Below are 13,552 nucleotides of genomic sequence, written 5' to 3' on the forward strand. Positions count from 1 at the left end.
ACGAGCTGGTCGGCCGATGTACTCACGGTGGACAGTGCCCCTTTCTTCACTGGTGGTCGCCGGTCCCGGAGGTGAGCGCGGCCCGCACCAGGTCGTCGACGGACATGGCGGCGATGGCCTCGGCCGGTCGGGGGCCGATCGGCGCGGGCCCTCCGGAGGGTGCGGCGGCGAGGGAGAGGAGCGCGTCCAGGAGCCCGGCGTCGCGCATCCGCGCGACGGGGATCGAGGCGATCGCCCGCCGGAGCCGCTCCTCCTCCGGGTCGGCGGCAGTACGGTCCGAGAGGTCCGGCAGGTCGGGCCGGAGCTCGGCGAGGAGGTGCTCCGCCAGCACGGCCGGACTGGGGTGGTCGAACATCAGGGTCGCCGGCAGGCGCAGTCCGGTCGCGGACTGCAGCCGGTTGCGCAGTTCGATGGCCGCGAGGGAGTCGAGGCCCAGGTCGGTGAAGCCCTTGGCGACGTCGACGGACGCGGGCGTGGCGTCGTGGCGGATCGCCGCGACGTGGGTGCGGACCAGGTCGAGCAGCACGGCTTTCCGTCGCTCCTCGTCAAGCTCCACCAGCTTCTGTTCCAGTGAGGTGCCGCCGCTCCCGGCGCCGTCCTGCCGCACGGTGCCGACGGGTGCGCTGCGGGGTGGGGGCACCTGGAGCACGTCCCTCAGCAGCTCGGGGATCCTCTCGGCCCGTGGTCCCGCGGCCGGCGCGTCGAGCCGCAGCGGGACGAGCACCGGCTCGTCGATGTGCAGCGCGGTGTCGAACAGTTCCAGTCCCTGTTCCGTGGACAGCGCGGGCACGCCGAGGCGGGTCAGCTGTCGCAGTTCGCGTTCGGTCACCGTGCCGCCCATGCCGGTCCGCTCGCTCCACAGTCCGAACGCGAGCGATACGGCGGGCAGTCCCTCGGCACGTCGGTGCTCGGCCAGCGCGTCCAGGAACCGGTTGGCCGCCGCGTAGTTGCCCTGGCCGGCGCCCAGCATCAGGCCGGCGACCGAGGAGAACAGGACGAAGGCGGACAGGTCCCGTTCCCGGGTGAGTTCGTGCAGGTGCCAGGCGGCGTCGGCCTTGGGCCGCAGCACGGCGTCCAGCTGTCCGGCCGTGAGGGTTTCGACCAGGGCGTTGTCCAGTACTCCCGCGGCGTGTACGACGGCGGTGAGCGGGTGGCTGTCGGGGACCCGGGACAGCAGGTCCGCCATCGCGTCCCTGTCGGCCGCGTCGCAGGCGGCGACGGTGACCCGGGCGCCGGCCGCGGTCAGCTCCTCCTCGAGTCGCAGCGCGTCGGGGGCCTCCCTGCCTCGACGGCTGGTCAGCAGCAGGTGCCGGACGCCGTGCCGGGCCACCAGGCGCCGGGCCACGAGGGCGCCGAGTCCGCTCGTACCGCCGGTGATGAGCACGGTGCCGGTGGCGTTCCACGGGGAGCGGCCGTTCACCCCGGCGGGGGCGGTGGCCAGCCTCGGCACCTTCACCTCACCGCCGCGCAGCGCCGCCTGGGGTTCGCCGCAGGCGGCCACCGCGGCCAGAGCGCGTGTGGCGGCCGGTGAGCCGTCGGTGTCCACCAGCACGAACGAGTCCGGGTTCTCGTCCTGGGCCGCCTGGACGAGCCCCCACACGGGTGCCTGCACGAGATCGACCCGGTCCCCCGGGGAGGCCGCGACCGCGCCGCGTGTCACCACCATCAGCCGGACACCGGCGAGCCGGGCGTCGGTGACCCAGGCGCGCAGTGCGCTCAGCACGCCGTCCGCCACCGACCGCACCCCTGCCGGGACATCGGTCTCCGGGGAGGCGACGGGCAGCAGCACCAGGTCGGGCGCCGACGCGCCGGACCCGATCCGCTCCGCCAGGTCGGCCGGCTTGTCGAACGGCTCCACGTCGGGGCCTAGGCCGAGCGTGTCGGTGCCGAGGACCGCCCAGCGGCCGGGTGCGGTGTGCGCGGCGGCGCCGAGGGGCAGCTGGTTCCAGGCGACGCGGAACACCGAGGTGCGCTGTGCGGTCCCGGCGGTGGCGGCGGCGTTGACCCGCGCGGCGGTGACCGGCCGGACCACCAGGGACTCCACCGTGGCGACGGGAGTGCCCTGGGGGTCGCTCAGCTCCAGGCGCACGGCGTCCGACCCCGGCGACGCGTGCGAGCGCACCGGGGTGACGCGTACGCGCAGCCGTGTCGCGCCGGTGGCCCGCAGGGTGACGCCGGTCCAGGAGAACGGCAGCTGGGTGCCGCCGACGTCCTGGGGCTTGCGTCCTTCCATGAAGTCGGTGGCGCTCAGTGCGGCGTCCAGCAGGGCCGGGTGGAGCCCGAACCGGGCGGCGTCGGCGACGGCGTCCTCGGGCAGGGCGACCTCGGCGAAGGTCTCCTCCCCGCGCAGCCACACCTCCTTGAGGCCGCGGAACATCGGTCCGTAGTGGTATCCCTGGCCGGTGAGGTAGTCGTAGACGTCGCTGGTGTCGGCCTGCCGCGCACCCGGCGGTGGCCACGGGTCACGGCCCGGTTCCGGCCGGCCGGGCTCGGGGTCCGCCTGCCCGGCCGCGATGAGGGAGCCGGTCGCGTGACGGGTCCACGGGCTGTGCGCCGGTGCGTCCTCCGGACGGGAGTAGACGGTCAGGGAACGGCGTCCCCCCTCCCTGGCAGCGCCGACCACGACTTGGACCGCGACCCCGCCCGTCGCCGGAATCGCCATGATCTGTTCGATGGTCAGTTCGTCGATCACCGTGGAGCCGGTCTCCCGGCCGGCGCGCAGGGCCAGTTCCACATAGCCGGTGCCGGGAAGGATCACGGTGCCGAGGACGTCGTGGTCGGCCAGCCACGGGTGGGTCTCGATCGACAGCCTGCCGGTCAGCACCACCCCGTCCGTCTCGGGCGCGGGCACGACCGCGCTCAGCAACGGGTGCCCGGCGGCGACCTGGCCGAGGTCCGCCGGGTCACCGGACGTCGCCGGCGTCATCGGAAGCCAGTACCTCCGGGTGTCGAAGGCGTACGTGGGCAGGTCGACGCGGCGCGCCCCCCGACCGGCGAAGACCCGGTCCCAGGCGGGGCCCGCCCCACCGGTGTGCAGCCGGGCGAGCGCCGTGAGCAGGGCTCCGGTCTGCGCCCGGTCCCCGCGCTGTACGGGGACGACCAGGTCGCCGTGCCGGTCGAGACAGGCCTCGACCGCCGCGCTCAGCACCGCGTCGGGCCCCAGCTCGACGAAGCGCGTCACGCCGTCGTCGGCCAGGTGGCGCACGCCGTCCGCGAACCGCACGGCATCGCGTACCTGCCGCACCCAGTGCTCCGGCGAGCACAACTGCTCCGCCCGGGCGGCGGTGCCGGTGAGGGTGGAGACCACGCGGAGGGTGGGAGGCGCGTAGGACAGGCTCTGGGCGACGCGCCGGAACTCCGCCAGCATCGGCTCCATCAGCGGGGAGTGGAACGCGTGCGAGACCCGGAGCCGGGTTGTCCGGCGGCCCTCGGCGCGCAGACGGTCCGCCGCCTCGCGTACGGGCTTCTCGCCTCCGGAGAGCACCACGGCGGACGGCCCGTTGACCGCCGCGAGGAACAGGCCCTCCCCGAGGAGCGGGGCGACCTCCTCGGGCGTGGCCCCGACCGCGATCATGGCGCCGCCCGGCGGAAGGTCCTGCATCAGGCGGCCGCGGGCGGCCACCAGGGTGCAGGCGTCGGCCAGGGTGAGGACTCCCGCGACATGAGCGGCCGCCGGCTCTCCCGACGAGTGCCCCAGCACGACGTCCGGGGCGAGGCCCCAGGACTCCAGGAGCCTGAACAGGGCGACCTGGTGGGCGAAGAGCGCGCTCTGGGCGTACGCCGTGCGGTCCAGCAGCTCCGCCTCCGCCGTGCCCCGCTCGGCGAACATCACCTCGCGCAGGGGGCGGTCCAGCCACGGGTCGAGCCGCTCGCACACGGCGTCGAGCGTGCGGGCGAACACGGGCTGCTCGGCGTGGAGTTCCCGGCCCATGCCGGGCCGTTGCGCGCCCTGGCCGGGGAACAGGAAGGCGGTCGAACCCTCGGCGGCGACACCCGTGAGCACGTCCGGCGGCTGTTCGCCCGCCGCCAGCGCGGCGAGGGCGTTCAGCGCGGCGTCGCGGGCGGGCGCCAGGACCACGGCGCGGTGCGGCAGTGCGGCGCGGGTGGTCGCCAGCGAGAAGGCGACGTCGTGGAGGTCCTGCTCCGGCTCCTCCCGCAGGTGTGCCGCGAGCCGGTCCGCCTGCCGGGTGAGGGAGCCCGCGCTCCTGGCGGACAGCACCAGCGGCAGCACGGGCAGGCCGGGCGGCTCCGGAGCCGGCCGAGAAGCCTCCGGCTCGGGCGCCTGCTCGACGATCACATGGGCGTTGGTGCCGCTGAGTCCGAAGGAGGAGACGGCGGCCCGTCGCGGTCGTCCGTCGGTCTCCCAGGCGACGGGCTCGGTCAGCGGCCGTACCGCCCCCTCGGACCAGTCCACCCGCGTCGTCGGCTCGTCCGCGTGGAGGGTCCGGGGCATGAGCCCGGCGCGCAGGGCCATCACCGTCTTGATCAGGCCGCTGACACCGGCCGCGGCCTGCGCGTGTCCGATGTTGGACTTGACGGAACCGAGCCACAGCGGACGGCCGTCCGGCCGCTCCTGCCCGTACGTCGCGAGCAGTGCCTGCGCCTCGATGGGGTCGCCGAGCCTGGTGCCGGTGCCGTGGCCCTCGACGAGGTCGATGTCGGAGGGCGACAGGCGGGCGGCGGCCAGCGCCTGGCGGATCACCCGTTGCTGGGAGGGCCCGTTCGGGGCGGTCAGGCCGTTGGAGGCGCCGTCCTGGTTGACGGCGCTGCCGCGGATCACGGCGAGCACCGGGTGACCGGCGCGGCGGGCGTCCGACAACCGCTCGACGAGCAGGACGCCGATGCCCTCGGACCAGACGGTTCCGTCGGCGGCTTCGGAGAAGGGCTTGCAGCGGCCGTCGGGGGCGAGGCCGCGCTGCCGGCTGAAGTCGACGAACATGTCCGGGGTGGACATGACCGTCACCCCGCCGGCCAGGGCCATGGTCACCTCGCCGGAGCGCAGTGCCTGGCAGGCCATGTGCAGGGCCACCAGCGACGACGAGCACGCCGTGTCGACGGTGACGGCCGGACCCTCCAGACCGAGGGCGTAGGCGACCCTGCCGGAGGCGATGCTGCCCGCACTGCCGTTGCCGAGGTAGCCCGCCAGCTCCTCCGGGACGTGCGGCAGCCGGCTGCCGTAGTCGTGGTGCATCACCCCGGCGTACACACCGGTGGTGCTGCCGCGGACGGAGCCCGGGTCGATCCCGGCCCGTTCGAAGGCCTCCCAGGACGTCTGGAGCAGCAGCCTCTGCTGCGGGTCCATGGCCTGGGCCTCGCGCGGCATGATGCCGAAGAACTCGGGGTCGAACTCGTCGGCGTCGTAGAGGAATCCGCCCTTGCGCGTGTACGTCTTTCCGGGCCGGCCCGGCTCCGGGTCGTACAGGGCACCGAGGTCCCAGCCGCGGTCGGTGGGGAAGTCCCCGACCGCCTCCCCGCCCTCGGTCACCAGCCGCCACAGGTCCTCGGGGGAGCGCACTCCGCCGGGGAAGCGGCAGCCGATGCCGACGATCGCGATCGGCTCGTCGTGCGCCGCCGGGGCCGTGGGCGACAGGGCTGCCGGGGCGGGCCCGTCCGAAGTCCGGCCGTTCAGGCGGGACTTGAGGTGGTCGGCGAGGGCGCGTGCGGTGGGGTGGTCGAAGGCGAGGGTGACGGGGAGGGTGAGGCCGGTGGCGCCGCCCAGCAGGTTGCGCAGTTCGACGGCGGCGAGCGAGTCGAACCCCAGGTCCCTGAGCGAACGGTCGGGTTCCACCGCCTCGGGCCCGGCGTGCCCGAGCACCGCGGCGACATGGGTGCGCACCAGTTCCAGCAGGGCCCGGTCGACCTCGTTGCCGATCATCCCGGTCAGACGCCGGACCAGGCCTCCTCCGGCGGAGTCTTCCTCGCGTACGGTTCTGCGCCGGGGCGCGGCGGGGGCGAGGGCCCGCAGCAGGGCGGGGATCTCGTCGGTCCTGGCCGCGAGGGCCCGCGTGTCGACGCGCATCGGCACCACCACGGGCGCGTCGACGTGCTGCGCGGCGTCGAACAGGGCCAGTCCCTCGTCGGCCGGCAGGGCGGGCAGCCCGAGGCGGGCCATCCGGTCCAGGTCCGTCTGCGTCAGCTCGCCGCCGAGGCCGGTGTTCACCGCCCACAGCGGGAAGGCCAGGGCCTTCGCCGGAAGACCAGCCGAGCGGCGATGCGCCGCGAGTGCGTCGAGGAACACGTTCGCGGCGGCGTAGTCGCCCTGGCCGAACGGCAGGACCAGCCCGCCGGCCGAGGACAGCAGCACGAACGCCGTGAGCTCCCGGTCCTTGGTGAGTTCGTGCAGGTGCCAGGCGGCGTCCGCCTTGGGCGCCAGAACCGCGTCGACGTTCCTGGCGGACAGGGTCTCGACCGGCCCGCCCTCCCAGGCGGCGGCGGCGTGCACGACGGCCGTCAGCGGGTGGTCGTCGGGGACGGTGCCCAACAGGGCCACCAGCGCGCTCCGGTCGGTCACGTCGCACGCGGCGACGGTGACCCGGACTCCGAGGCCGGACAGCCGCGCCGTCAGCTCGTCGGCACCGGGCGCCTCGGCGCCGCGCCTGCTGACGAGCAGCAGGTGCCGTACGCCGTGCCGGGCGGCCAGATGGTGGGCGACGAGCGCGCCGAGGCCCCCGGTGCCGCCGGTGATCAGGACGGTGCCGTCGGGGTTCCACGGCCGTGCGTCGGTGTCCGTGGGCTCGACCGCCGCCGTGCGGGCCAGCCGGGGAAGGAGCCTTCGGCCGTCGCGCAGGGCGGTCTCCGGTTCGCCGGACGCGGCGGCCGCGGACAGCGCACGCTCGGACTCGGGGGTGCCGTCGGTGTCCACGAGGACGAAGCGGCCGGGGTGCTCCGCCTGCGCGGCGCGGACCAGGCCCCACACCGGCGCCTGGCTGAGGTCGGGGTCGTCCTGCGGGCCGGTGGACACGGCGCGACGGGTCACCACCACGAGCTTCGAGGAGGCGAACCGGGGGTCGGCGATCCAGGACTGTAGGGACCTCAGGGTCTCGTGCGTGACCTCGCGTACCGCTGTCGGGACGTCGACGGCGGCGGCCCGGCTCACCGGGTGCCGCACCAGTGCGGGGACATCGGCGGCGAGGTCGTGCACGGTCGGCAGCGGCGGGGCCTCGCCCGCCGCGGGGGCCTCTTGCCAGATCACGTGGTGGAGCCCGGAGGCCCGCCCGGGATGGGCGGCGAGCCGTTCCGCCGTCACCGGCAGGGAGACCAGGGACTCCACCGTGGCCACGGGCCGGCCGCTGTCGTCGGCCACATGCAGCGAGCTGACTTCGTCGCCGCGCACCCGCCGCAGGTGGACGCGCAGGGAGGTCGCCCCGGTCGCGTGCAGCGACACGCCCCGCCACGCGAACGGCAGCAGGGTCGTGGTCCGTTCGTCGAGCAGGTCGGCGTGCGTCGCGGCGTCCAGCAGCGCCGGGTGGATGCCGAAGCGTCCGGCGTCGGCGCGGGCCGTCTCCGGCAGGGCCACCTCGGCGAAGACGTCGTCCCCGCGCCGCCAGGCCGCCCCGAGTCCCCGGAAGGCGGGGCCGTATCCGTAGCCCCGGTCGTGGAGGCGCTCGTACGCGTGCTCCACGGCGATCTCGGTCGCGCCCGGCGGTGGCCAGGCCGTCAGGTCGAACGACGGCGCGGCGACAGCCGTGGAGAGGGATCCGGTGGCGTGCCGCGTCCACGGCTGCCGCGGGTCCTCCTCCCGGGAGTGGATGCTCAGCGTGCGGGTCCCGGAGGGGTCCGGAGCGCCGACGACGACGCGGAGCACGATCGGCGAGCCGTCGCGGGGCAGCGCCAGCGGCGCTTCGAGGGTGAGTTCCTCGATCGTCGCGCAGCCCGCCTGATCGCCTGCCCGGAGGGCGAGTTCGACGAAGGCCGTGCCCGGCAGCAGCACGCTGCCCAGCACTTCGTGGTCGGCGGCCCACGCCGGATCGGACGTCGAGAGGCGGCCGGTGAGCACCACGCTGTCGGCGCCCGCGTCCGGGTCGGGCGCGGTGACGGCGGCGCCGAGCAGCGGATGTCCGACGGATTCGAGTCCGGCGGCGTCGAGTCCGGTGGCCGCTGGGGCCGGGGTGTCGAGCCAGTACCGCTTGCGCTGGAAGGCATAGGTCGGCAGGTCGACGTGCCCCTCCTCCCCCGCGAAGAACGCCCGCCAGTCGACGTCCGTTCCCCGGGCGTGGGCCCGGGCAAGAGCGAGGAGCACTTCGCGTTCCTCGCTCCGGTTGCGGCGCAGCGTCGGCACGAACGCCACGTCCCGCTCCTCGCCGACGCGGTCGGCGCCGAGGGACGACAGCACGCTGTCCGGACCGAGTTCGAGGCAGGTCCTGACGCCCGTGGCCACCAGGGAGTCGACGCCGTCGGCGAAGCGTACGGCGGCGCGGACGTGCCGGACCCAGTACTCGGGCGAGCACAGCTCGGCGGCCGTGGCGAGCCGGCCCGTCGTGTTCGACACCAGGGGGACGCGCGGGGGCCGGTACGTCACGCTCGCCGCGGCCTCCCGGAAGTCGTCGAGCACCGGCTCCATCAGCGGCGAGTGGAAGGCGTGCGAGACCGGCAGCCGTTTGACCGTCCGGCCACGGGACGAGAAGTCGCGCGTGATCCGTTCGACGTCCTTCTCGTCGCCGGACAGCACCACCGCTCGGGGACCGTTCACCGCGGCGATGCCCACCCGGTCGGTCAGGAGGGGGAGCACCTCGGCCTCGGCCGCGTGCACCGCCGCCATCGCCCCGCCGGGCGGCAGGGCCCGCATCAGCCGGCCCCGGGCCGCCACCAGTCGCGCCGCGTCGGCGAGCGACCACAGTCCGGCCAGGTGGGCGGCCGTCAGTTCACCGAGGGAATGCCCGGCCAGGCAGTCCGGGCGCAGCCCCCAGGACTCCAGCAGGCGGAACAGCGCCACCTCGACCGCGAACAGCGACGCCTGCGCGAAGTCGGTCCGGTCCAGCAGCACCTGGTCCTCGCCCCACACCACCTGCCGCAGCGGGCGTTCCAGGTGACGGTCCAGCTCGGCCGCCGCCGCGTCGAAGGCGGAGGCGAACGCAGGGAAGGTCCCGTACAGCTCCCTTCCCATTCCGAGGCGCTGTACCCCCTGCCCCGCGCAGAGGACGGCGAGCTTGCCCTCCCGCGCGACGTCGACGACGGAGCCGCCCCGGTCCCCGTCCGCCACGGCGTCCAGGGCGAGGGCGAGTTCGTGGTGGTCGGCGCCGATGACGACCGCCCGGTGGTCGAGCGCCGCCCGTGTGGTCGCCAGGGCCCGGCCGATCGTCGTGATCCGGTCGTCGGCGAGGGAGTCCAGGTGGTCCCGCAGCTTCGCCGCCTGGGCACGCAGCGCCCCGGGGGTTCGGCCGGACACCACCCAGGGCACGAGGGCCGAGCGGTCGGGGCGGTCTGAGCGGTCGGACACTCCCGTTCCCTGCGCGGGGGCCTCCTCCACGATCACGTGGGCGTTGGTGCCGCTGATGCCGAACGAGGACACGCCCGCCCGGCGCGGACGCCCGGTCTCCGGCCAGTCGGCCGGTTCCGTCAGCAGCCGTACGGCGCCGGAGGCCCAGTCGACCTGCGGCGACGGCTCGTCGGCGTGCAGCGTGCGGGGCAGCAGCCCGTGCCGCATCGCCAGCACCGTCTTGATCACACCGGCCACGCCCGCGGCCGCCTGGGTGTGCCCGATGTTCGACTTGACGGAGCCCAGCCACAGGGGCGGGCCCTCCTCGGGCCGCTCCCGGCCGTACGTCTCCAGCAGCGCGTGGGCTTCGATGGGGTCGCCGAGCGCGGTGCCGGTGCCGTGGCCCTCGACGGCGTCGACGTCGGCCGCGCTCAGGTCGGCCGCCGCCAGGGCCTGCCGGATCACCCGTTGCTGGGCGGGGCCGCTGGGCGCGGTGAGCCCGTTGGAGGCGCCGTCGGAGTTGACGGCCGATCCGCGGATCAGGCCCAGGATCCGGCGGCCGTTGCGCAGGGCCCGCGAGAGCGGCTCCAGCAGCAGCACGCCGGCGCCTTCGCCCCACCCGGTGCCGTCGGCCCCGGCACCGAAGGACTTGCAGCGGCCGTCACCGGCGAGACCGCCCTGCCGGCTCATGTCCACGAAGGTGTCCGGGGTGGACATCACGGTCACGCCGCCGGCCAGCGCGAGACCGCACTCGCCGCGCCGCAGCGCCTGGACGGCCCAGTGGAGGGCGACCAGCGACGACGAGCAGGCGGTGTCGACGGTGACCGCCGGTCCCTCCAGGCCGAGGGCGTAGGCCACCCGGCCCGAGACGACACTGGCCAGGCTGCCGTTGCCGTGGTAGCCGGCGATGTCCTCGGGCAGCGGACCGAGCCGCAGGCCCCAGTCGTGGTACATCACTCCGGCGAAGACCCCGGTGTCGCTGCCCTTCGCCGTGTGCGGATCGATGCCCGCCCGCTCGAACGCCTCCCAGGAGATCTCCAGCAACAGGCGCTGCTGCGGGTCCATGGCCTGGGCCTCGCGCGGGCTGATGCCGAAGAAGTCGGCGTCGAAGTCGGCCGCGTCGTGGAGGAACCCGCCCTCGCGGCAGTACGTCCTGCCGGGCGTACCGGGCTCCGGGTCGTACGGACCGCCGTCCCAGCCCCGGTCGGCGGGGAAGGGGGAGATCGCGTCCGAACCGTCGGCCAGCAGTCGCCAGAGGTCTTCCGGCGATCGCACGTCTCCGGGGTAGCGGCACGCCATGGCGATGATCGCCACCGGCTCGTCGGAGGCGGCGGGCGCCGGGGCGGTGGGAGCGGGAGGGGAGACGGACGTGTCACGGCCGCGCAGTCGCTCCGCGAGGTGGGCGCTCAGTGCCCTGGGCGTCGGATGGTCGAAGACCAGCGTCGCGTTGAGGGTCAGGCCCGTCACCGTGCTCAGGCGGTTGCGCAGTTCCACGGCGGCCAGGGAGTCCATCCCCAGGTCACCGAACGCCCGGGTCGCGTCGATGTCCTCCGCCGTGTCGTGCCCGAGGACCCCGGCGACCTGGGCGCGCACGACGTCGAGCACGGCTTCGGCACGTTCGGCTTCGGCGAGCGTGGAGAGCCGCTGGGCCAGGGGCGGTGACGCGGTGGCGCTCCGGCCGCGGGCCCGCCCGGGCGCCAGTGCGCTCAGCAGCTTCGGCACGTCGTCGGCCCGGGACCGGAGCGCGCGCGGATCCAGGCGCACCGGCACGACGTTCACCGCGTCACCGGCCACGGCCTCGTCCAGCAGGGCGAGGTGCTCCTCCACGGTCAGCGGCAGCAGCCCCAGGCGCTCGACGCGCCGTCGCGCGGCCGCGTCGAGCCGGTCCCCCATGCCGCCGCACCCGGTCCACAGGCCCCAGGCCAGCGAGACGACGGGCAGGCCCAGCGACCGGCGGTGGACGGCCAGGGCGTCCAGGAAGCCGTTGGCCGCCGCGTAGTTGCCCTGTCCGGCGGCGTCGAGGAGGGCCGCGGTGGAGGAGAACAGCACGAACGCCCGCAGGTCCAGATCGCGGGTGAGCTCGTGCAGGTGCAGGGCCGCGTCCGCCTTGGCGGCCAGGACGGTGTCGAGCCGTGCCGGCGTGAGCCGGTCGACCAGCGCGTCGTCGAGAACCCCCGCGGTGTGGATGACCGCGTTCAGAGGACGTTCGGCGGGGATCGCGGACAGGAGTGCGGCCAGTGCGGCACGGTCGGAGACGTCGCAGCTCACGACCTCCGCCCGGGTTCCGAGCACGGCCAGTTCGTCGATCAGCTCACCGGCACCGGGCGTCTCGGGGCCCCGTCGGCTCGCCAGCAACAGGTGGCACACGCCGTGCTCGGCCGCCAGGTGCCGTGCCACGACCCGGCCCAGCGCCCCGGTGCCGCCGGTCACCAGAACGGTCCCGTCGGCGCCCCACGACGATCCTCCTCCCGGCTTCTGTCCCCGGTCGCCGGACGGTGCGGCCAGGCGTGGCACGCGTACGGCACCCGCCCGGAGGGCCGCCTCGGGCTCACCGCACCGGGCGACCGATCCCAGCAGGCCCAGGGACTCCGGAGCGTCATCGCTGTCGACGAGTGCGAAGCGGCCGGGGTGCTCGGCCTGCACCGCCCGTACGGCGCCCCAGACCGGCGCCTGGAGGAGGTCGATGCCGTCGTCCGGGCCGACGGACACCGCACCACGGGTCAGCACGACCAGCCGCGTGGAGGCGAACCGCTCGTCCGCCAGGCATGCCCGTACGCCGTCCAGCACCTGTTCCAGCACAGCCCGTACGGCGGTCGGTACATCGGTGTCCCCGGGCGGCCGGCACGGCAGGACGACGACCTCGGGTACCGGGCCGTCCGAGCCGAGCAGGTCGTCGAGGGTGGGCGGAGCCGCCTCTTCCCACACTGCCGGGAGCCGGAACGGGTCCCATCGCACGTGGTACAGCGCGCCGTGACGGCCTGGAGGCGTCGAGGCCAGGTGCCCGTCCGGCACCGCGCGCAGGACGAGCGACTCGACGGTGGCGACGGGCGTGCCGGACGTGTCGGCGAGGGCGAGCGACACCTCGTCCGCACCGGTCGCGACGATACGGACCCGCAGGGCCGAGGTCCCCATCGTGTGCAACGAGACGCCGCGCCAGGCGAACGGAATCCGGACGGCGTCGGGCCCGGCGTCCGCCTCCGCCGCCACCAGGTCCGTTGCGTGCAGCGCGGCGTCGAACAGCGCCGGATGTACGGCGAACCCCGTCGCGTCCGCTGCCGCGCCGACCGTCTCCACCTCGGCGAACACCTCACCGTCGCGGCGCCAGACGGCACGCAGCCCACGGAACCCCGGTCCGTACAGGTATCCCTGGTGGGCCAGGTCGTCGTACAGGCCGGTGATGTCGACGGGTTCGGCGCCGGGGGGCGGCCAGGCCTCGTCGGGAGACAGTGGAGAGTCACCGGCCTCGGAGCCGGCCTCGGGAGCGAGGACCCCGCGCGCATGCCGCGTCCACGGGGTCTCGTCCGTCGCGGCGTCGGCCGACTCCTCGGGGCGCCCGTAGATCTCCACGGGCCGCAGCCCGTTCTCGTCGGGCTCCCCGATCACGGCCTGGACCGCGACACCACCGCTGTCCGGCAGCACCAGCGGCGTCTCCAGGGTGAGTTCCGCGAGGTTCCCGCAGGCCAGCTGTGCGCCGGCCCACAGGGCCATGTCGACGAAGGCGGTGCCGGGAAGGAGGGTGACGCCGGAGATCGTGTGGTCCGCCAGCCATGGATGTGACCGGAGCGAGATGCCGCCGCTCAGCACCACACGAGGGGAATCGGCGAGAGGCACCGGCGCACCCAGCACGGGGTGTTCGCCGGTGCGCCGGCCTCCGGTGGGATTCAGCCAGAAACGCCGCCGCTGGAAGGCGTATGTCGGCAGGGGCACGCGGCGGGCGCCGGTCCCGGAGAAGAACGCCCCCCAGTCCGTCCGGGCTCCCCGGGCGTGCGCGAGGGCGAGCGCGCGGACCAGTTCGCGCTGCTCCGGGCGGCCACGGCGCATCGTGGGGACGAACACCGCGTCGCCGCTCTGTTCGGCCAGGCAGTCGGCGCCCATCGCGGACAGCACCGCGTCCGGACCCAGCTCCAAGAAGGTGGT

1 protein-coding gene is annotated in these 13,552 nt (G+C 75.0%); it reads right to left on the minus strand.

Features of this window, described 5'->3' with window-relative positions:
* Positions 1 to 46: 46 nt before the first annotated feature.
* Complete coding sequence (locus IE180_RS33080; RefSeq protein ID WP_229861155.1) at positions 47 to 13,522, minus strand: type I polyketide synthase; 13,476 nt, start codon at positions 13,520 to 13,522, stop codon at positions 47 to 49.
* Positions 13,523 to 13,552 lie beyond the last annotated feature (30 nt).

This window comes from Streptomyces litmocidini (assembly GCF_014649755.1).
In the GTDB taxonomy this organism is placed as follows: domain Bacteria; phylum Actinomycetota; class Actinomycetes; order Streptomycetales; family Streptomycetaceae; genus Streptomyces; species Streptomyces litmocidini.